Source organism: Dyadobacter sp. HNCC25DJ184 (assembly GCF_056895215.1).
Genome location: NZ_JBXHAQ010000008.1, coordinates 37,945 through 60,043, shown reverse-complemented (window position 1 = coordinate 60,043; position 22,099 = coordinate 37,945). Strand labels below are relative to the sequence as shown.

20 protein-coding genes are annotated in these 22,099 nt (G+C 42.6%); 9 read left to right on the top strand and 11 right to left on the bottom strand.

The window, feature by feature from the left end; all coding sequences use genetic code 11:
- Both AC1XUD_RS13680 and AC1XUD_RS13675 read right to left on the bottom strand, forming a co-directional pair.
- Positions 1-993: a FecR family protein gene (locus tag AC1XUD_RS13680; protein WP_483361578.1), complete on the bottom strand. Its 993-nt coding sequence runs from the start codon at positions 991-993 to the stop codon at positions 1-3.
- A gap of 11 nt (positions 994-1,004) precedes the next feature.
- Entirely contained in the window at positions 1,005-1,577 is a 573-nt protein-coding gene (locus tag AC1XUD_RS13675; protein ID WP_483361577.1) for an RNA polymerase sigma-70 factor, read from the bottom strand.
- A gap of 376 nt (positions 1,578-1,953) precedes the next feature.
- Between AC1XUD_RS13675 and AC1XUD_RS13670 the strand changes: the two genes are divergently transcribed.
- The gene (locus AC1XUD_RS13670; protein ID WP_483361576.1) at positions 1,954-2,877 is read left to right on the top strand and encodes a LysR substrate-binding domain-containing protein; all 924 of its coding nucleotides are present in this window, start codon (positions 1,954-1,956) and stop codon (positions 2,875-2,877) included.
- 165 nt (positions 2,878-3,042) lie between these two features.
- Entirely contained in the window at positions 3,043-3,651 is a 609-nt protein-coding gene (locus AC1XUD_RS13665; protein WP_483361575.1) for an ankyrin repeat domain-containing protein, read from the top strand.
- A 159-nt stretch (positions 3,652-3,810) separates the two neighbouring features.
- On the opposite strand, the gene AC1XUD_RS13660 is transcribed toward AC1XUD_RS13665, so the two are convergent.
- Positions 3,811-5,523 (bottom strand): PHP domain-containing protein, encoded by a 1,713-nt coding sequence (locus AC1XUD_RS13660; RefSeq protein ID WP_483361574.1) that lies wholly within the window; start codon positions 5,521-5,523, stop codon positions 3,811-3,813.
- Positions 5,524-5,895: 372 nt separating this feature from the next.
- On the opposite strand from AC1XUD_RS13660, the gene AC1XUD_RS13655 reads away from it, so the two are divergent.
- From AC1XUD_RS13655 to AC1XUD_RS13640, 4 genes are all read left to right on the top strand, one after another.
- Entirely contained in the window at positions 5,896-6,996 is a 1,101-nt protein-coding gene (locus tag AC1XUD_RS13655) for a Gfo/Idh/MocA family protein (RefSeq protein ID WP_483361573.1), read from the top strand.
- A gap of 175 nt (positions 6,997-7,171) precedes the next feature.
- Positions 7,172-8,443 (top strand): AGE family epimerase/isomerase, encoded by a 1,272-nt coding sequence (locus AC1XUD_RS13650; protein ID WP_483361572.1) that lies wholly within the window; start codon positions 7,172-7,174, stop codon positions 8,441-8,443.
- A 107-nt stretch (positions 8,444-8,550) separates the two neighbouring features.
- Complete coding sequence (locus AC1XUD_RS13645) at positions 8,551-8,775, top strand: hypothetical protein (RefSeq protein ID WP_483361571.1); 225 nt, start codon at positions 8,551-8,553, stop codon at positions 8,773-8,775.
- A 298-nt stretch (positions 8,776-9,073) separates the two neighbouring features.
- A complete protein-coding gene (locus AC1XUD_RS13640; RefSeq protein ID WP_483361570.1) occupies positions 9,074-9,271 on the top strand; it encodes a CsbD family protein in 198 nt (65 codons plus the stop codon).
- A 168-nt stretch (positions 9,272-9,439) separates the two neighbouring features.
- On the opposite strand, the gene AC1XUD_RS13635 is transcribed toward AC1XUD_RS13640, so the two are convergent.
- The 6 genes from AC1XUD_RS13635 to AC1XUD_RS13610 all read right to left on the bottom strand — a co-directional run bounded on the left by AC1XUD_RS13635 (position 9,440) and on the right by AC1XUD_RS13610 (position 12,762).
- Entirely contained in the window at positions 9,440-10,195 is a 756-nt protein-coding gene (locus tag AC1XUD_RS13635; protein ID WP_483361569.1) for an NYN domain-containing protein, read from the bottom strand.
- 158 nt (positions 10,196-10,353) lie between these two features.
- Complete coding sequence (locus tag AC1XUD_RS13630) at positions 10,354-10,827, bottom strand: hypothetical protein (protein ID WP_483361568.1); 474 nt, start codon at positions 10,825-10,827, stop codon at positions 10,354-10,356.
- A gap of 169 nt (positions 10,828-10,996) precedes the next feature.
- Positions 10,997-11,341, bottom strand: coding sequence for a nuclear transport factor 2 family protein (locus AC1XUD_RS13625; protein ID WP_483361567.1), 345 nt, complete (start codon positions 11,339-11,341; stop codon positions 10,997-10,999).
- Between the two features lie 183 nt (positions 11,342-11,524).
- Positions 11,525-11,656 carry a hypothetical protein gene (locus tag AC1XUD_RS13620; RefSeq protein ID WP_483361566.1) on the bottom strand — a complete coding sequence of 44 codons (132 nt, stop codon included), beginning with the start codon at positions 11,654-11,656 and terminating at the stop codon, positions 11,525-11,527.
- A 131-nt stretch (positions 11,657-11,787) separates the two neighbouring features.
- Entirely contained in the window at positions 11,788-12,150 is a 363-nt protein-coding gene (locus AC1XUD_RS13615) for a hypothetical protein (protein ID WP_483361565.1), read from the bottom strand.
- Positions 12,151-12,243: 93 nt separating this feature from the next.
- Complete coding sequence (locus AC1XUD_RS13610; protein WP_483361564.1) at positions 12,244-12,762, bottom strand: hypothetical protein; 519 nt, start codon at positions 12,760-12,762, stop codon at positions 12,244-12,246.
- 424 nt (positions 12,763-13,186) lie between these two features.
- On the opposite strand from AC1XUD_RS13610, the gene AC1XUD_RS13605 reads away from it, so the two are divergent.
- Positions 13,187-14,176, top strand: coding sequence for a 3-hydroxyacyl-CoA dehydrogenase family protein (locus tag AC1XUD_RS13605; protein ID WP_483361563.1), 990 nt, complete (start codon positions 13,187-13,189; stop codon positions 14,174-14,176).
- 105 nt (positions 14,177-14,281) lie between these two features.
- Here the strand turns inward: AC1XUD_RS13605 and AC1XUD_RS13600 are convergent, their stop codons facing one another.
- Entirely contained in the window at positions 14,282-15,610 is a 1,329-nt protein-coding gene (locus AC1XUD_RS13600) for a WG repeat-containing protein (RefSeq protein WP_483361562.1), read from the bottom strand.
- A 1,453-nt stretch (positions 15,611-17,063) separates the two neighbouring features.
- Between AC1XUD_RS13600 and AC1XUD_RS13595 the strand changes: the two genes are divergently transcribed.
- Together AC1XUD_RS13595 and AC1XUD_RS13590 are read left to right on the top strand one after the other, a co-directional pair.
- A complete protein-coding gene (locus tag AC1XUD_RS13595) occupies positions 17,064-17,411 on the top strand; it encodes a hypothetical protein (protein WP_483361561.1) in 348 nt (115 codons plus the stop codon).
- Between the two features lie 200 nt (positions 17,412-17,611).
- Positions 17,612-20,827, top strand: a complete 3,216-nt coding sequence (locus tag AC1XUD_RS13590) for a malectin domain-containing carbohydrate-binding protein (protein ID WP_483361560.1) — start codon at positions 17,612-17,614, stop codon at positions 20,825-20,827.
- An 88-nt stretch (positions 20,828-20,915) separates the two neighbouring features.
- On the opposite strand, the gene AC1XUD_RS13585 is transcribed toward AC1XUD_RS13590, so the two are convergent.
- Complete coding sequence (locus tag AC1XUD_RS13585; RefSeq protein WP_483361559.1) at positions 20,916-22,067, bottom strand: cytochrome-c peroxidase; 1,152 nt, start codon at positions 22,065-22,067, stop codon at positions 20,916-20,918.
- Positions 22,068-22,099 lie beyond the last annotated feature (32 nt).

Sequence of the window (22,099 nt, the reverse complement as noted above, 5' to 3'; positions counted from 1 at the left end):
CTATTTTAAAATGATCTGATCACCTTTATGTTGAATGGCGATGTCGAATGTTTTGCTAATAACGGACAAGATTTCTGGTAAAGTTTGTTGATCAAATGTGGTATTGATCATGAGTTTACGAACCTCATCGCTCTCAATGACGATATCAGCATGGTAATAGTCATTTAAAGTCGATACCAGGTCCGGCAGTGGTGTATCCTGACATACCAGTTTTCCGGTTCGATAGTAGGAATAAAAACCATTACGAACCTTCTCAGGCTGTAATTCAACGCTTTGTGTAGTCACATTGACTTTTTGTTGTGGATGAAGACGCACGCTTTCCGCCTTTTTTGAAACTTCAACGATTCCGGTTTCCACGACCACCTCCGTTGCCGTTTTGCTGTCTTTGATATTGAAAGATGTCCCTACCACCTTCACTGTCACATCTTTCACTGATATCACGAACGGCTTCTTTTTATCCGGTGTGACGGTAAAAAACGCTTCGCCGGTCAACGTAATATGCCGCTCGTCACCAGCCGTGAATGGATCATTATATGATATAGACGAATGTTTGTTTAGGACCACGACCGAGCCGTCGGGCAACGTATCCGAAACAGTCTGATTATCCGCACGAACCAGGCGCTGCCCTGTTCCCGAAAACCTATTCATATTCAAATAAATAAGCCAGCCAATTCCCAATGCCATAATAACCATCGCCGCAATTCCGGAGGTTCGTTGCCACCATGCAGGGCGAAACTCGATTATTTTGGGCTCTTCTTTAGTTTCATTGGTGCGGTTTTTAAAACGCTGCCAGGCCAGTTCTTCATCTACTGTGCTTTTTGCTTCCAGTTTTTTGCTTTCTGCCCAGATCAGTTTGAAATGGGAAAAATACCTCACATTCTCTTCACTTTCTGACAGCCACTGGTTTACCTGTACCTTCTCGTCTGCCGTCGCCTCCTGCAAAATTAATTTCACCAAAAGACCATCTATATGTATGCTAGGTTCTGTTGCCATGATCTTCGTTGTTAATGAATGAGAAATAAAATGAGCGTAATTGGCAAATAATCAATAAGTTGAACCCTCAGCAACTTCAACGCTTTGCCCATCTGATTTTCAACCATTTTGACTGGAATACTCAGCCGATCCGCTATTTCCTGATATTTGAGTTCCTCAAAACGACTCATTTGAAAAATCGTTCTGCACTTTTCGGGCAGCTCATTCAACGCCACCTCCAAACGCTGCTGCAACTCCTTGTGCTCCGTATGCTGGGCTCCATTGCTACTACTTGTTGTTTCCATACTGTACACGGCATATGATTCATATGCTTCCCTCACCTTCAAATGTTTCAAATAATTCAGGCACTCATGGTATACCGATCGATACAAATATCCGCTCACACTCTCCCTGATCTCAATTTGCTCGCTTTTTTCCCAAAGACGCACAAATACATTTTGTACCATTTCTTCCGCCATAACAACGTCCCGGACTATCGTCGCCGCATAGGCTTGCAAACCCTTGAAATGAGCTTTAAACACCATTTCAAAGTCCTTTTCCCTGCCCTTGCTGATATCGTGGACCTGCGAATCGGCTATATTCATAGCTATTTTATACTTTAATGACTGCCTGTTTCGTGTATATGACAACTGAAATAACACTTACCCTAAATTTCGCCGAATTTTTTGTTAAATATTTTTATCAACACCTACTTGCTGATTTTTTTGCCACGAAGACGTGAAGATTGAGGATGAACAAAGACCTTCCTTTGCATATTGCGCTTTTGTAACTCAATAAACAACTAATGACTGGGCGCCCCCGACTAGGCGTCCCCGACTGGGCGTCCCCAACCATTTTCTGACAAAATATTACTAACAAATCACTACACTTCAAGCCAAAAATTACGTCTCCGAAAGCAATCGGCTTATAATTAACACTTATAGTTTTTACCTTTGCATAAAGTATATCTATAAAAAAGAAATGAATATCCAGCAACTGGAATATATCGTGGCCGTTGATAACCACCGGCATTTTGTTCAGGCCGCCGAACATTGTAATGTTACCCAACCCACTTTGTCGATGATGATCAGGAAGTTGGAGGAAGAGCTGGGTATAAAGATATTTGATCGTACCAAGCAGCCGATCGTACCTACCGGAATTGGCAGACAAATCATTGATCAGGCCAAGGTGATATTGAAGGAAGCGGGCAAGATGAATGAAATCGCGCGGCATTATAACGGGGATTTGTCGGGCGAGTTGCGTATCGGTGTCATTCCTACTATCGCGCCATATCTGCTACCTCATTTTGTTCAGCCTTTTATCAAAAAATATCCGGATATACGCCTTCATATTTCGGAGATGATCACAGAGCGGATCATTAATGAATTGAAAGTAGGTAATATAGACGCAGGGATTGTCGCCTCCCCCTCGGAGGATAAAGCACTGCAAGACATGCCTTTATATAAAGAAAAATTTTACGCATACGTTTCCAAAGACACCGGACTTTATAACAAACAGTATATCCTTCCGGCTGATATCGAACCCAACGAACTATGGCTTTTGGAAGAAGGGCATTGTTTCAGAACTCAGATTCAAAAGCTTTGCGAATTGAGCAGAAACAGTGAATTCGGCCATAGTTTCAATTATCGATCCGGAAGTATCGAAACGCTGATGAGAATGGTCGATCGGAATGGCGGGATAACGATTTTGCCCGAGCTGGCCGTCATGGAATTAAGCGAAGAACGAATGAAATTTATTCGTAATTTTCGATTCCCGGAACCTCACCGGGAAATATTCTTATCTGTGAATCGCCAGCAGGTCAAAACGAGATTGATCGAGACTTTACGCGATGCGATCCTGACTTACGTGCCGAAACCGGATGAGCAGGTTTTGACGGCGAAGTAAAATGGTAAAGATGAAATTTTAACGCAACAGGCGCAATGGTTTTCGCGATAGGAAGCAATGAATTAGTTGATTTATATGATATCATTCCGGGAAAATATTTCCACTAAACTTTTATTGACCGCATTATCGATCTTCATCGCTCTTAGCGTTCAGTGCCAGAAAGACATGACTACTCAAAAAAATAGTGACCTATTATATGCTGCTAAAAATGGCGACATTGAAATGGTAAAACGACTTGTGTCGTCCGCCGCAGATATCGAAATCCGCGATGATCGCCAGCGAACGCCATTGATGCTGGCCACACTCGGAAATCATGTGGAAATAGCCAAAATATTGATCGAAAAAGGGGCAAATGTAAATGCGCAGGACGACATCAAAGACAGTCCGTTTCTATATGCAGGTGCCAGGGGTTATGTTGAAATTGTAAGAATGTGTCTAACACATGGGGCCGATTTCAAAGTTTACAACCGATATGGCGGTAGCGCTTTAATTCCGGCTTCTGAAAAAGGGCATGTTGAGACCGTAGCTGAACTATTGAAAACCAAGGACTTCCCTATCAATCATGTGAATAACCTCGGCTGGACTGCGGTGCTTGAAACGGTCATCTTGACCAATGGGGGACCAAAGTTCGTACAAATTTTGCAAATGCTTGTCGACGCAGGTTGTGATGTTAATATTCCTGATGCTGATGGAGTTACGGCTCTTACTCATGCAAAAAGACAAAAGTATCAACCAATGATCAGGATTTTGGAAGCTGCCGGAGCGAAAGAATAGGATTTAAACACAATGGACGCGACGGGTTTAGCAAGGCGCACCAGGACTTTAAGACCACAAATTAACGCCCTTCGAGACCTTGTTTTTGACTTTTAGTTGACACTGTTAATTCTTGCATTCATTGCGAAAAAACATCGCGCCCATTGGGTTTAAAAACATTTATCTTCCCAGCCTCTTTTTCATAAAGGCCTCCATATCTGTCAACGATAAAGCATTGAAAGTCATATCCTTTGTAAGCCCTCCCTTTCGCGCGACTGCAACTCCGTAATGCATATCCAAATATCCTTCCATCGCGTGAGCGTCGGGATTGATGCTGAGCATTACACCTTTTTCGATGCAGTAAGAAATCCACCGCCAGTCCAAGTCCAGGCGCCATGGTGATGCGTTGATTTCCATGATCACATTATTGGCTGCACAGGCATCTATAATTACCTTATGATCAATCGGATAACCCGATCTTGAAAGTAATAAGCGACCTGTTGGGTGGCCAAGAATGGTGGTATATGGATTTTCGATAGCTGTCAGCAAACGAGAAGTTGCTTTTTCCAAACTCATATTCAAATTGCTGTGGACCGACGCGACGATATAGTCAAACGACGCGAGAATATCTTCCGGATAATCCAGCGAACCATCACCCAGAATATCCGATTCAATCCCCTTCAAAATTTTAAAAGGTTTTTCAGGATTTTCCTGTGCAAATTTTTGATTCAATTTTTCAATCTCCTCATGCTGACGAAGTACATCCTCAATAGCCAAACCTTGTGCATATATCGCTGTACGTGAATGATCTGCAATACCCAAGTACTCAAATCCAAGTTCGTGACAATACCGCGCCATTTGTTCCAGCGTATGCTGACCGTCGGAATATGTACTGTGATTATGCAATATTCCCTTGAGGTCATCCCAGGTCACGAGGTCGTCGGCACTGTGATTTTCGGCCCATTGAAATTCTCCAATCCCTTCCCGCATTTCCGGAACGATATAAGGAAGGCCAGCCTTTTCATATATAGCCTGCTCATTGTCAAACGATTCCAAAACCACTTGCTTCCAAACAGTGCTTCCGTGCGAAGTAGCATATCCCAAATGCGCTTCGGATGCTGATTCCAAAAATAGCTCATTCACAAACCTCCCGGGCTTAACCGCCAGTATTTCAACAGCAATTCTTACATCCGCCATTTCTCCACGCCACACAAAAGGCGATGACTTTCGCGGATCGGCAATCAGTATATCAATTCCCTCTACAACAGTCATCAGTTTCGCAGCTGATTCCGTCTCCACGATGATCTTGATCGTTTCCACAATCTCCGACTTTCTCCGAATTTCTCCGGCAATTTCCACCGTTTCAAAATGACTTTCCAGTTGCTCCACAATTTGAGATGCAACATAAAGTGCTTTATCCATCCTCAGTTTTCCTTCCTGACTTCTTAAAAAAGCCAGCGAATCCAGAATTTTTTGTTGGGTACTTCCTCCGAAACCTTTGACTTTGGCAACACTCCCGTTCATACATGCCAGTTCTAGTTCGTGCAAATTGTCGATCCCCAATTCCTTCCACAAAACCGCTATCTTTTTGGGTCCGATTCCTTTGATATTGAACATATCAAGCACTCCCGGAGGTGTATTGGCCAGCAGTTCCTCCAACTCGCGGAATGTACCGGTTCTGGCAATTTCCTCCACTTTTCCAGCCATACTTTTGCCCACACCCTGCAATTTATACAGCTCTTCCTGGCTCATTTCACTGAGCTCGCTTTCCTTATACTTATCAAGATAAAATGCGGCTACGCCGTAGTTTTTGATCTTGAATGCATCAGCGCCGTGAAGTTCCAGTAGTTTGGTGGTAAGCTCTAATACTTCGACGATATCGGAATTGGTCATGAGTTGGAAGTTTATTTCTAAATGTTTTTAAACGCAGTGTTATGGGAGTTCAACGCGGAGATACGCAGAGAATAAAACAAAAAACCCATCGGATATCAACGAGCCCCCCCTGATAACTATGCGTTGAACAGTATAACAGTGCGAATTAAGAGGTATGTATTAGTATTTCCAAATGATTGATAGCGAATAGTCGTTTGTTTTAACGCAGGGTCAAAGGCGTTAAACGCAGAGTAATGTTGCAAAGTAAAACTCTGCGTAAATCTGCGTTGAACTCCTGCCAACTCTGCGTTTAGATGGTCTAGCTTTGAACATTTACTTTCTGTATTTTAAGTAGTTACTTGTCTCATCGCTCTTAAATAGAAAAAAACGGCTATGCAAACACAGATCATTACTCCTTTCTCGCGACGAAAATTTCTCCTATCCGGTGCTGGTTTACTTACCGCTTCTTTGTTTTCACCGAACGTTTTTTCTTTTGGTAAACCCAAGGACCGGTTGGGTGTCGCATTGGTTGGCCTGGGGTATTACAGCACAGACTTGCTCGCTCCTGCTCTTCAAAAAACTAAAAACTGCTATCTGGCTGGTATTGTTACGGGCTCTCCCGACAAAGCGGAAGCATGGAAAAATAAATATAATATCCCGGACAAAAATATTTATAACTATTCAACCTTCGATCAGATAGCCAACAACGACGATATTGACGTAATATATATAGTCTTGCCGCCGTCTATGCACAAGGAATTTACGATCAGGGCGGCGAAGGCTGGAAAACACGTTTTTTGTGAAAAACCGATGGCACTGAATGTCAAAGAATGTGAGGAAATGATTAAGGTCTGCAACGACAACAAACGGAGTTTATCGATCGGATATCGTTGTCAACATGACCCGAATACCCAGGAGTATATGCGTATTGCCAAAGAAAAAGCGCTGGGAAATGTGCAGTTAATATCCTGTGCAGCCGGATACAAGGAAAGCCGGGCAGGAAACTGGAAAGTAAAAAGGGCAATGGGCGGAGGCGCAATGTATGATATGGGGGTATATGCATTACAGGGAGCCAGACTTGCGGCCGGAGAGGAACCAATTTCTCTAACAGCCCAACATGTTACGAACCGGCCGGAGATATTCAAGGATGCGGATGAGATTACCCATTTTCAGCTTCATTTTCCGAGCGGGGCGGTTGCGAATTGTACCGGAAGTCATGGCCTTAATTCAAACTTCCTGAAGGTAAATTATGACAAGGGGTCGTTGCATATGGACAACTTTTCGGCATATACCAGCAACAAAGGATCAAGCACATTAGGGGAAATCAATTTCCCGGTCGATAATCAACAGGCTAAACAAATGGACGAAGACGCACTGGCCATTATGCAAGGCAAACCACAACTTGTTCCCGGAGAAGAAGGCATGCGGGATATCCGGATCGTGGAAGCAATTTACAAAGCGGCAGCGACCGGAAAGACGGTTAAACTGGGATGAAGCTGTCAGGCACGCTCGTCCAAAAGCAACCAATCAACACTAAGTTATTCATAATCAGATAGATAAATAATTTAAATAAAACCCAAAAGTTAATTATAAGCCGCCGCATTAACCGGTTAACCATTAACCCTGTTTTATAAAACAAATACCTTATTCCAATACCTCTTTAACTTTTATGAATTTGAATCCTCTAATTAAGTACCGGCAGGAAGCACATCATCATTTGACTAACGAGCTTCTGCCATTTTGGGAATCGCGCTGCGTGGATAAAGAGAACGGCGGATTTATTACCCATTTTGACAATGCCGGCAACGATTCGGGAGAAGACGAGAAGTCGTTAATCGCGCAAACCCGAACTGTTTTTACTTTTTCGTCCGCCCATCGCGCTGGATATGGCGACGGTCGCTATGCTGCCATTGCAAAACACGGTGTCGACTTTCTGATCAATAAAATGTGGGATCAGGAATATGGTGGTTTTTACTGGCTTATGGACCGTAAAGGCAATGTCAAAATCGACGAAAAGATAGTCTACGGACTCAGCTTCGCGATTTACAGTTTGAGTGAATATACCCTTGCTACCGGCGATCCGATCGGTTTGGAGTATGCAGAAAAAGTTTTCGACCTGCTTCAAAAGCATGGTGCAGATACTTATTATGGCGGATATTTTGAAATGTTCCACCGCAATTGGGACCTGAAAGGACCCGGAGCTGCCGGAGGCGATCGCAAAACGTTGGATGCGCATATGCACCTTATGGAGGCTTTCACAACGCTTTATGAAGCAAGCGGCAAACAAGTACATCGTCGTAAACTGCTGGAAATCATCGATTTGCTGATGAATAAAATCATGCACCCGGTATATGGCACAGGTATCCCGCAGTTCTGGGCCGACTGGAGCGTGGCACCGCAGATTAAATTTGACATCATTTGGGGCTGGGACCGCTTCTCGGAAGACGGTTTTAAAAGCTCGGCAGAAGACAACACCAGCTATGGCCACAATGTTGAGTTTGCGTGGTTGCTCATGCATGCACTCGATATCGCTGGCGTTTCATACGAAGATTACAATACACAATTGCTGAAATCACTGGATCATGCTGTTGAAAATGGCATCGACTGGGAATATGGTGGGGTATATGTCGAAGGCTCGCATGCGGGTGAGGTATATGATCGGGAAAAGGAATTCTGGCAACAGGCCGAGGTCCTGATCGGGATGCTGGATGCCTATCGGGTATATGGCGACACCAAATATCTGAAAGCTTATGACGCCACGCATCGGTTTGTGTTTGACAAAATGATTCACCATTCTGTCGGAGAATGGCTGCCACTTCTCACTCGGCAGGGCGATCCGATATGGAAACATATGAGCCATTCATGGAAAGTAAATTACCATTCCGTCCGCTCGATGGTGCAGAGTATTGTGAGACTGGACAAGCTCTTGGCAAAAGTATAAAAGGTTTACTGCAGATTATAAACCGGGTATTTCGCTCCTTAAATTCTAAAACTTTAAGGAGCGAATACCCGGTTTTTCTTTTCCCAATACTTGTTTTAAAGTATCAAATGTATCGTCAAGCTTTGGGTCGATATGGAAGTCTGGTATTCAGTGGCTTGTTAAACTGCGTTCCAAAATGGTTTCTTGCGCCTCATCTGCTTGAAAACATCCAGCGCGATCTGCATGAGGAGTTTGTGTGTACTGGTGGATTTTCATGGAGCACTCGCTATCACGCTAATCACCGTGAGCTATCAAAGGGATCAAATCCGGTAAAATCTCTGAAAACTGAGTAATACCAATTGAGAATGAATTAAAACTCCTTCAACATATCAAAATAAAACTGAGTATTTCAATCCTTAAAATCCAACATTTTAGGGAAAACGATACTCAGTTTTTGTAGGTAAAAACCGATAGCTCACTTCCATCAAGCACCTCCAAATCGAACACAACGAACTAAAAATCAGCCACTTCCCCTCTCCCTTTCCTCCATCCTCCTTTCCTCCCCAAAACCCCAGGCATCATTTTCGTTATCTATCTAATCAAAACGGATTGCACAACCAATCCAATTCTTTAAACTTAAATTCAAATATCATGAGCGCTTTAACACAGCAGATAAAAGGTAACTGGAACGAAGTCAAAGGAAAGTTCAAACAACAATATGCCGATTTAACAGATGATGATTTGTTATATGAAGAAGGAAAAGAAGATGAACTTCTGGGACGACTTCAGAAAGCATTAGGAAAAACCAGAGCGGAAGTCGAGAGTGAACTGGATAAATATTCCAAATAATCGCCTTCTTTTAGTTTTTAAATCTAACAAACGATAAACCGGGAGTCTGTAATTTTTAATTGCAGGCTCTTTTTTGTGGGCTTGAAACTAAATTAAACCATTAAGAAGTTTAGAAAAGTTAAGTCTTAATATCTCTGAATTTCTTAATTGTAAAACGATTATTGAAGATTATTTTATCCTTATATAAACATGCTTAACATTTCCCACACCCGTATCTCTTTCATCAATTTCAAATCTGCCGATACTTTTAATAAGAGGAAGCAGTTTTGAAAAACCGTAATTTCTGGAATCAAAATCTGTTTTCTTTTTTGAAATAAGGCTGCCCAAATTTGCCAAAAACGTCCAGCCGCCTTCATCTGCAAGGTCGGCGACGCTGTCTGTAATAAGCTTTATAGTTTCCTGATCTAACGAATTTAATGGTGTAGTTTCTGTTTTGACTTTGCCTTTCTTTTTTGTAGTAGCAACGGCTTCAACAGGCAATTTCTTCTCTTGCTTTAATATTTCAATGTAAATGAATTTGTCGCAGGCCGTTATGAAAGGTTTCGGTGTTTTCTTTTCTCCAAAACCATATACAACCATTCCCGCCTCACGCAGCCTGATGGCGAGACGAGTGAAATCGCTGTCGCTGGACACGATGCAAAATCCATCAACCTTGCCAGAATACAATATATCCATCGCATCGATAATCAATGCACTATCGCTTGAATTCTTCCCTGTCGTATAGCTATACTGTTGAATGGGAGTAATGGCATTCTCCAACAAAACATTCTTCCAGCCCGATACTGTTGGTTTTGTCCAATCCGCATAAATTCGCTTGATGGTTGGCGTGCCGTTTTTAGCAATCTCTTCCAGCATTTCCTTGATATTGGAATATGGGACATTATCCGCATCGATTAAAACTGCAAGGCGTTGATCTTTCATCATTTGGTAAAGTTAGATGGTTTATTAGTGTGTTGAATTGCCGTACGATCATAGTTGATCGGGTTAAATATACCTAACTTTTAACAGCGTAACACAGACTCAAAATCAGAAAACAAAAAGGCAGCTCAATCATGTAGCTTGTAGCTTTGGCAAAATCCAGTCTACGTCCTGACCTCAATGGAAACTTGCAAAAAAACTACGATGAATAACACCCACATTCCCCATAATAAAGCAACATCGGAAAAGAAACTGTCGACAATAAACACATTTAAAAACAACAGGTTTATGATTAGCAGATTTTTAATGACGAGTTGCGTTTTTAGAAATCTAAATGCAATTAATAAAAATAAGGATATGAAAAAGCTGGCAGCCATTGATACCTTGCCAACTACATTTTTAAAATACACAATTGCTCCCAGGGCTGAAATTGAATTCTTGGCAGGTCTGATTACCTTATATACGATTTGCTCAAACTTTGTCCTTCTTCCAACAAGAGAGTCTTCTGACATCTCTGCAAACATCCTTTTTACTTCTACATTCGCGGTATCGCCTCCCATTGCTTCCGCCATTTTAGTCTGAGCCTGCATAGCCAGTTGATCTGCATCTTTCTGATTATAAGCATATTTAAATTCCATGGAATCACAGCTCACGAACCAAAACACGCAGGGTAATCCGTAACAAATAATAGTGAGAAGGCGTAGAGCGAATTTAAAACCCGGGTGCTGTATCATGGTGTACTTATTTCTTTTCTGGAATATTGCTCCTTTCACTGATCCAAAATCCCTGCAAGCCCAACTACGGCGATTAGGAATAATGTGCAAATATCCTATTTACTTTTTCATTTTCGTCAAAAAACATGACTTCAATCGACATCTTGTTCATGACCGATTTGTAATATAACGCCACCGAATTCACTCCCTGCGTAACATCAACTAGCTCAAAATGCAGGTCTGTGATTCTCGAAAGTGCTTTTTCCCAATATGCCCTCACCGTAGGCTTTCCGACTAACGACCCGCTCTCAATACCCGCCGCAAGCTTGATCATCGGGCTCGTAATTTCCACATCATCAGCGTAATGCGTCATTATAACATCCAAATCGTGTGAGTTCCACGATTCGATCCATTCCTTTGCAAATTTCTGTGCGTCCATATGTAAGCTGATATACTTTTCTATTTTTGCAATTTAGCAATCCGCCCTTCGATCATCAACCGATCCGGAGAACTTTTGGCTAATTCGTATGCCCACGATTTCCTTCAACTCGGTGTACGGTCCGTCAGTTATCACATTATTTGGTTTTAAAGACTTGCCTTCATCACCTAACCTGTTCGTTCCCTAAAACTTACCCTGGGCAGCAATACCGCCAATCCAATCCTGCGATTTTTTGATATTGGCCTGGAGTTGCTCCGGTGTAGGTGTAAAATCCGGATTGAACGCGCTTCTGAAAATCATCATGAATTCTGACATTTTGCGAAAATTTTAATGGTGATCAATATGTTTACACCCCCATGACGATTGGCGCTTTCGGATTTAGACAATGTGACAGCATATTTTCAAAAAAATTCGAGCACGATCATCCAAACCTCTATAATACCTTACTAATTAATACAAATCACCATTCTTTTCCCTGCATCCGGATCATACTCCAATGCGGCTTCGATATTCTCTAGCTTCTCCGTTTGCGTTTCAATTTCCAGCTTACCGTCAGCGGCTAACTGAAACATTTCGGGAAGGATATATTCATTGAACTTTTTGAAATCCTCCTGCGACAGGCTCCCCAAACCAGAGCCCAAGATCTCGATCGCGGAACTTCTCAGTATGGCAGACGGCAGCGTAATATTTTCTCCAGCCATATCTCCTACCGTAACGATCCGAACTGGATGTGAATACACTCCGATACCGCCACCTTTAAACGCATCGATAATTAATTCCAGCGGTCGGCCCCACAAATAATCGATCACCAGGTCGATCGGTCGCGCAGTCTGAACTTCCTTCAGTTGCTTGGCAATATCGGCTTCGTCCTGAAGGAGAGAAATTGTAACGTCAGCTCCTAATTATTTAAGCTTTTCCAATGATTCCGGATTTCGTCCCGTCGCAATGATCTTTGCAGCTCCGTAATGCCTGGCCACCTGCACAGCCAACTTGCCGGTGACGCCAGTTGCGCCATTGATCAAAACGGTATGTCCCTTTTGCATATGCCCTCTTGAAATAATCGCCATCGTAGCCCCCAACACCGCATTCGGAAGTGCTGCAGCAGTGATATCGTCAATTTTGTCTGGCAAAATGATATACCTTTCCTTATCAATGAGCGCCTTCTCAGCCATCATACCAGTAATCCCCTGAGCATATACCCTGGTGCCGCTTTCCAAAGTACCCACACCATCCAGACCGACCACAACTGGCAGCCTCGTATAGCTGGCATAATGCTTCCCTCCTGCTCTCAACTTGTCGATATTCTTGATTGAAACGGCAGTCAGGTTAATTAAAAGGTGATCTTCAAACTGTGGGATCGGGTCTGCAAAATCCTGATATACAGGCGATGTACCTAATTGATTTAATACGGCTGCTTTCATTTGTCAGAAATTTTACGTGAAGATCGGTGGTCAAAAGGCTTGATTCAACTATGTGCATGTGTAAATCGCCGGATATACCTTTTCAAATGAAAAAATGTACAGAAGCGATAGTGTAAATTATCTCTTTTGAGGGAAAGTCACAAGAGGGAGAAGGTTTGAATGTGATATAAATAGTTATCGAATAATTGAAATATTCTTGCGAATAGTCATTGGAAAAGGATCTAAAAAATTCTCCGTCAAACAAATATCCCACTGCCCAAGCCATCTCCGACCCCGTTCTGGCTTTTGTCGTCAGCATGTCAAAATACTATAGAATTCTGAATTTCACTGCATATATCATTATTCAATATTTGCAGTTCCACAATAAATGAAGCCATGAAATTCTATATTAGCGAAAGACTTCCATTATCAATTCCTAAACCTAATGAATGTGAATACGCACGAAATACCAGTTAGCGTCGTCGGCCTCGGGCTCATGGGCTGTAGTATCGCCACTTGTTTGCTAATTGCCGGTCATCCGGTTGTTGCGCTCGCCCCGATTCCGGCCGACCTTTTGCACGCTGAAGAGCGCATCAAGGGCCATCTGCAAAAAGCATATACCAACGGCCTCACGAAGGAACAACCTGAATTTTATGTAAAGAATCTGACCATATCTCAATCATACAGCGAATTAACCCGCTGTCAACTTGTGATCGAATGCACGATTGAGAATTTGGATATTAAGGCATCGGTCTATCAAAAAATAGAGGAGTATATCTCTGAAACGGCTATTCTGACAAGCAATACTTCAGCGATTCCGATCAGCACGCTTCAAAAACTCACCCGATTTCCAGGCAGATTTTTAGGGCTTCATTGGGCTGAACCCGCTCACACCACCCGATTTCTTGAAATTATCTGCGGCGACGACTCGGATATCAAGAATGGCGAATACCTGTACCAACTGTCGCATAACTGGGGCAAGGAACCGATTTTGGTGAGAAAGGATATCGCCGGATTTATTACAAACCGCCTGATGTACGCCATGTATCGGGAGGCGATTAGTTTGGTTGAAAATGGATATGCAACCGTGGAGGACGTAGATCGATCATGCCGAAACAATGCAGGTTATTTTATGACTTTCGTGGGGATATTCCGCTGGATGGATCTCACTGGGGTAGCCGCATATCACACTGTAATGCAACGACTTAACCAAACTTTGAACAATAGCCAGGAAGTTCCTGAGTTGATTGACAAGATTGTGAGAGAAGGAGGACGTGGTGTTTCCAATTCCCAGGGATTTTATGATTACGAGCCAGGTGAGGCTAAATTGTGGGAAGAAACATTTTCACAATTCAGTTACGAAATCAGAAACCTCGCACTGAAGTATCCGCATGATGTAGTTAAAAAGAAGCTGGATGACTTGAAAAAAAGCTAGCCTTGTCAGAACATCAGACTTGCCAGGGTCTTTAGACTTACCAGGTTTTGAAAACCCGGTAGGTCTTTTACCGGAAATGACACTTTTAATAGTCCTGAATCGGAACTATTTTTTCTTTTTAAAGTATTGCTGTACAATCCCGAACTTGCCGTTGAGCCAGACGAAAACCAGCAGGACCAGAAAAATCAGCAGCGCGTCGACAACAGGGGTAAATCCGATAAAAGATTCGCTTCCATCCTGCTTGATTTCATATCTGATTCCGTGGCGGTCAGCCGTTGTAGTTTCATGATCAAAAGGTAACGCATTATCATATACGATATCTGTGATAAATTTCCCGTCAACCTTCATATATCCATATTTATCGCCAATCCGGATCATGGAAATGCCGTGGTTGAAATAGGATGCAAACTCATATTTCAACGGAGTTCGGATTCTGCCTTTCTTATCTATGTGTCCGAATTTGCCATTAATCGCTACTGCTGAGCGATCCTCCGCCGTGAAACCCGTGGCCTCGTCGTATAAAAAGGGAATTCGAGTTTTGCCTGTGATATCAATACAACCCCATTTTCCATCTTTTTTTACCCAAAACAACCCCGCCGTGGGTTTTCTGGTATCGGTATAAATGATCGGAGTAACTAAATTTCCGGTATGCCGATTAATAAAACCAAACTTTTCACCATACTGAACCCGCTCCAATCCCTGACCTGAAAACTTATATTTAGGGTCAATTCCATCCAAAACTACGGGGACGCGGATTATCATATTCTTGTCAATGATACCATATTTACCTTCATACAGGAAGTGATATATACCTGGCGCTTTCATAATTTCCTCCCGATTGAACCGGCTAAAGTTCCAGTTCAGAAGAAAAATCTTACCCTTTTGCCACCATATAATATCCTCCTTTGTGTCCTGATTACAAACATGGTCAACAGTGGCCTTCGATATCAGAAAGTCATTCTTGAAATATGCGACCGGCACTTTATAAATCTCTTTCCCTTTTTTATCAATAAATGACATGCCATACTGGGCTCCCATCGGGTAAATCACCCATGTTTTTCCATTAAAGAATTTATCAGTTCCTGTGTAGCGTGCAGGAATCACCTCCTCTCCACGCTCATTAATAAAGCCGTGCAGGCTGTTTCCATCCACCCCATCTTCTTTGGATGCAAATTCCGCGAGGCCTTCCGAAAAATCTGCTATATCCCTGTACGCTGGCGTCAGTTTACGTCCGTCCAGATCAACTAAAAAACTACTGTAGTTCTGGCAGCTGACTTCAATTTTTTTGACAATAAACACGTCTCCGTGGCGTGCGAATTTACTGTATTCTTTCAGCCATGGGAACTTCTGTTCATCCTGCGAATCGGCCAAAACGGTTAAATTTCCAACAAAAAATCCAATCAAAGAAAAAACAATAACCGACAAAAACCTCATTGTATATATCTATCCGTCCAGTTAGCAAACATCCTAAAAAACGAATATAAGCATATCTGTTTTGTTGGCAAGAGGAAATGGCTCGAAAACGAGGTCTCATCGCCAATTTCGATCAAAAACCGCGAGGTGGCGGATTGCCTATATTAGGTGGTATCAGTCTCTACTCCGTGAGATAGTCGCTGGAAATCAGCAAGCTGGGACGCCAACCAGTTATCTGAGAAGATATTCCGATCCGGCAGATTTCTCCAGACACCCTCTATCAGGACAGTTGGATTTTTTACAAAACACAAATTTTATTTCGATTTCCACTTTTAATAAAAATGAAACAACCTCAATCGAATCGGATCAGCAGGAAAACATTTTCTTATTTCGATCTATTTTTAATCATTAAACGTATATGCCAAAAAATCGACAATTCTCCCATATGAATCCAAATAAAATTTCTTATTTGGAACGTAATATTAATTCTATGAAAATAAAATTTCATACCATATCAATTTAACTTTAAACAATAAAAACTTTGCACAGTTCATTGAAATTTTAAAACCATTAATATAGAATAAAATAGTATTAACTATATTAAATATAAAAAATATAAAATTGATTTGAAGACTGGGTAAATTTTGAGAAAATTAAAGAATTTCGCTTTGTAGAAATATGTTGATTTTTAGAAATAGGACAATTGGAAATATTTCAGTAAGGATAAGAAAGAGTTCATAACTTGTTACCGATAAGTAAAAATCGGTAAACTAAAGTTGACAAAATAATGAAATTTACGAAAATCATTATTACATTCGCATCAATCTTAAAATGTTCAATATCAAATGTTTAAGAATCGAAGAACTTCGACATTGTGATTTTTAGGCTGACAAAATCAGACAACATTTCGCTAGTTCTGCCATATGGGGGCAGCGAGGCTGATTGCATAAATATTTAAAAAAAAATTAAAGTACCTATCTGAATTTCAGGCTGAAATGGGTAATCAATTATTCATATCTACAATTATGAAAATACTAAAATTTTATTTGAAATTATGAGTTGATCGCTATGAGACATCCGATAGCTTAACTCCTTCAAGATCAATCATCGGAACGACTTACCAAAACGGCGACAGAATATATCGGTAAAGACTGCGCTATAGCACGACGGTACAAATATATTGTCGTAACACAGAAAAGAGCATAAAAAATAATTTATGGATTATAAGTTATCTGACAAATGAGGTAATTCAACGAACAAAACTTTCAAATAGATCAGCGTTATATATTGACATAATAAACAACACAATTAGACTCCAGGATAGAATTACTTTTTAACTCAAATGACGAATTATTCAATGTTTCTATTTTTTAATTAAATACGTTTTCTTATGTATCTGTGTCTGTAGGAATTGCTTAGCAAATTTCAGTACAATCATTTCGGGTGACACTCTTCAGGTGTTACTTCCACACACATGAAGATTTATAAAGTCGGTTTTGTATGGCTATTATTTCTGCCAGAATTACGCATAAAATGCCTTCGACGTAATAATATTAATACAAAGCTTCTATCAGCTACTCAGGAAGAAAAATGCAGGGTTGAAAGTCCAACTGCTCGTTCACTGCTGCGACAGGTTCGTTTCCTGAGAAAGTATGTATCATCGGCGATACCTCTTTCCCAGGATTTGATATTCCTTGGCTTCGCCATGGCTTTCAAGCCCGAAACCTATGATAACACCACATACACTATCCCCGTCTATTCTGACGCGGGAAAGCTATATAGCAGGGCGCCGTCTGTGAGCGCAAGTACGCTTTGCTTATAAGGCTGGCCTGTCTCTGAATTGCTTGTTCATGAAGGTAAGACGAGAGTCTCTATTCATTGATGAGAATTCAAGAGTCTGGCATTGGCTTTTGATTAAAGGCAAACGCTCTTGATATCAGGTTGCCTTTTTGCCCCGATCCAAAATCGTGGCTTCCCGATTTACTAAACAGAATTACCAACCGTCAATTTCATCCCTACCTTATGATCTACTTGTTTAAAATCCTTATCTCCGCGGTCAGAAAAGAGTATTTAAGGATTTTTTTAAATTCCCTGACTTTCACGATTCTACTTTCACCGCTTACTGCCAACTCGCAATGGACGCGAAAGGCCAATATGATTACCAAACGAGCCGAAGCGATATGCGCGCTTTACCAAAACAGAATGTATGTTTTCGGTGGTTTTAATATTAATCCGGTTATTGAAAAAACGAATGAATACTACAATATATCTACTAATAAATGGACTAAAATAGCCTCCTTTCCTGCCGGGAAAGAGGTAACACATCAAGGGATTATACTGGTCGATGACAATGTATGGTTGATCGGAGGTCGGGCCGTGGACTCTCATGGTCCAGCGACCAGCCAGGTGATTATCTACAATATCACTACGAATACCTGGTCGAACGGGCCCACAATCAAGAACCCTGCGACAGGCGCTGCTTTTGCACTCGGAGGCGGGGGATATGCACTTCTCGGACGGACAATTCACGTTTTTGGCGGTTTCGGGCCAACAATGTGTGCCGACCAGGCCAATCTTCATTTAACGATTGATGTGGATCGATATATGGCTAACCGTCAGACGGTAACCTGGGAAAACAAGTCTGCCCCAATGCCCATTCCGCGAAACCATTTTAGTTATGTAACGCTTGCAGGTAAGATATATGCGCTGGGAGGACAGTTTCAACACGACTGCGGCGCGTTGGATCAAAAGTACTGTCATGTTTACGACCCCTCTACTGATAAATGGACCCGTTTGACAGATCTTCCGATTGCCCGTTCTCATGCTGAAGGTTCAACTTTTGCTGTAGATGGAAAGATCTATATGGCAGCCGGGCAGGGAGTCAGCGACCTACCGCAAAATACAGTATATCAGTTCGATCCTCAGGCTAATAATAACGCCGGTGCCTGGACAACACTGGCATCATACAGCCCGCTACCTGGAAAATTTCTGGGATTATGCGCCAAGGTCTATGGTAGTACGTTAGTGATCAATAGTGGTGCTTTGAATAGTTATGACAACTCGCGAGCCGAGACTTACACTGCCTACGTGCCTCGCACCAACAGCCGAACTTTGGGTTTTGGCACGGCATGTATTTCCAAGTCGACCACAGGCAACCAGTCGATCGTTGCTAAAAACCTCCTATATGCCATCGAAGATGCAACACCTTATACGCTGACCTCAGATGCATTTTGGTTGAAGGTTACCAAAAACAGAACCGGAACGGTGGACCTGAACGGATCAGATATTGAAGTCACAGCAAGTCCGATCGGTCTGGCCCCCGGATCATATACCGGAACGATCACAGCGAGTGGCTCTTCTTCGGTTACTCCAGCCACATTTTGCTTCAATTTGACAGTATCTTCAAATAATAATTTACCGCCGGTACTTACCGCCATTGGCGATAAAAGTGTCGTTGTAGGTATACCTATCACATTTACTGCCACCTCTGCAGATGAACCCGCACAGACCAATACCTTCTCATTAACAAATCCGCCACCAGGAGCTGTTATTAACAGTCAGACTGGTGCATTTAGCTGGACGCCAATGGCTACCGGAAGTTTCCCGGTGACAATAAAGGTGACAGATAATGGCTCGCCTGCACTTTCCGATGAAGAGCCGATTACGATAACCGTTTCAAATCCGCCGCCAAACAGTGCCTTCAGAATCAATTCAGGTGGTCCTTATTTTGATGCGTCTGGAGATCGTGATTTTGTAGCAGACATGTTTTACGGTGGAGTTGACCGAACGGGCTCGCTGGCAAGTGGCGATATTCTCAATACAACTGATGATGCGCTCTACCTGACTGAACGATCGGCAAGTTCATTTAACTATAGCGTGCCAATCGCGAACGGCAATATGACGGTTGTGCTTCATTTTGCTGAAATCTGGTTTGGTGTGCCAGGTCGGGGAGCAGGAGGAGCAGGCAAAAGACAATTCAATGTGGATATTGAAGGCACTAGAAAACTGACTAACTATGATATTTTTTCGAAGGCCAGCGGGGCATTGCGAGCCATTCAGGAGACAATACCGGTAACTGTTACAGACGGAACACTTAATATCAATTTCGGGAGCGGCGCGGCTGACCTGCCAAAAGTGTCGGCCATTGAGATTATACCAAGCCCTAACAATCCGCCTGTTATTGCCGCTATTGGTGATAAAACTGATTCCGTCGGACAAGCCCTTAGTTTCATCGTCACGGCAACAGACGATCCCGGCCAAACTGACACCTTTTTACTCATTGACCCTCCCGCAGGCGCATCGATTGACCCAATCACCGGGGTTTTTAACTGGACACCCACAACGGCCGGAAGCTACCCAATCACGATCCGGGTTGTCGATAATGACGCCTTCCCGTTGTGGTCTGAACAACAAATAACTGTTACGGTTACCGAAGCTCCACCACCCATTATGGACCCTATTCGTATCAATTCCGGCGGACCGGCATTCACGACAGAGGATAACCGTCAATTTTTGGCAGATACTTACTTTGAAGGAACAGATCGTGTCAGATCGATTGACGGTGTCAGTATTGCCAATACAACGGACGATGCACTTTACCGAACCGAGCGATCCGCTGCGGCATTCAATTATGCCATTCCTGTCACCAACGGCAGTATCAACGTTGTGCTTCATTTTGCTGAGATCTGGTTTGGAGTAGCGGGTCGCGGGGCAGGTGGAGCGGGAAAAAGAGCTTTCAATGTTGATATTGAGGGAATCCGCGTGCTGACAAACTATGATATCTTCGCAAAAAGCGGAGGCGCATTAAGGGCTATTAACGAAACGATTCCGGTGACGGTTTCGGATGGGGTGTTGAATATAGTATTCTCTGTTGGAAGCGCAGATTGGCCGAAAATTTCAGCAATTGAGGTGGTGCCGTTGGACAATTCAAGCGCTAGAGTAAGTCAGTTGCTGCCCGAGACGATCCTTGAAAAGAAACCGGAAAAATCCATCGTCTACCCAAATCCTGCGCGAGCACATTTCAGTGTTGAATATGCACCAGAATTTGAAAACGCTACAGGATTTCAGCTGGTTAATTCGTCCGGGAAATCGTTCGCAATCAGCCCAACGCGAGATAAGAATATGGTCTCGAAATCGGAAATAGATATCTCGAAATTATCGCTTCCGCCGGGAGCATATATTCTGAGGCTGCAGTCAGCGGCAAAATCGGAAAATATTAAGATTCTGATTGTCGAGTAGACAGGGATCTAAACAATTTCAAAACAGCTCAACTATCTGATATACAAACCCATATCATCAGACAGTTGAGCTTTCTTTTTAAGCACTTTCAACGGCCCATTACCTTCAATCCACTGGGTACTTTTTTCGGAACACTTTTGTCGAAGTTATCGTCGTTCAGGCAATTCAGGAATTCAACGATACTGGAAATGTCTTTAAAATTGACGTCCATGTGGGTTGCGAGCGTGTCGACATCACCCATTTTTAGGTTGGGATTCAATATTTTCCCGCCTGCTATATCCTCATAAAACATCAGAACCTGATCCAACGTCGCGAATTTGCCACTATGCATATATGGGCTAGTATATCTCAAATTACGCAATGACGGCGTACGAAAAGCATATTTTTTAGCCGGACTTCCGGTGTCGCTCTCCTTACGGCTTTCGGAATCCGGAACACCCAAAACATGCAATTGGTAGTCCGAAAGCATCGGTCCGGAATGGCATTTCGCACAACCTGTTTTCAGGAAAGCATTCAAACCGTCCTTTTCTCCCGATGAAAGCGCATTGCTATCGCCCCTCATATATTGATCAAATCGGCTGTTGGTCGCAATTAAAGTCCGCTCGTATGCAGCAATCGCCTTACCCAGATTTTTCTGGTTAACTGGCTCATTCTCTCCCGCGAAAGCCTTGTTAAACAAGGTGTTGTATTCGGGAATCTTCTTGATCCGCGCCAGAATTTCATCAATAATATGTTCATCTTGATACGACCGACCCATCATTTCCTCCAACGTTTTGATAGGCTCGAGCGACTGTGCCTCTAAACCTTTTGAACGCATATCCCAAAACATGGGCGCGGAGTCAGGAAGATAGGTTTCACCGTTTTTCAATCCATTAAAAGCTGTATTCAATATGGCCTGAGAATTTCGTTTGACAAAAGGTATATCATTGTGAGCCAGGAACCTGCGTTTGCTTCCACTCCCCACCCCGTTGACTCCGATTGAAGTTTCCCTGAATTCGGCGTAATTAAATTCTGGTTGGTGGCATGTCGCGCAGGACACATCCTTATTACCAGACAATATCGGATCAAAGAAAAGCAGTCGCCCTAAATTGACTTTTTCAGGGCTCGTTGGGTTGTCAGTTGGATGAGATACCGAAATCGGCAGTGCGCCTAAATCGGCAAGCGTTTCAATTTTTCCGACCTTATTAGTTTCGGAAGTATTTGTTTGCTGTTTGCAGGAGGAAATTAAAACCGAAAGCACGCATAGAAGCAAAAATCCATTGAATACCAAAT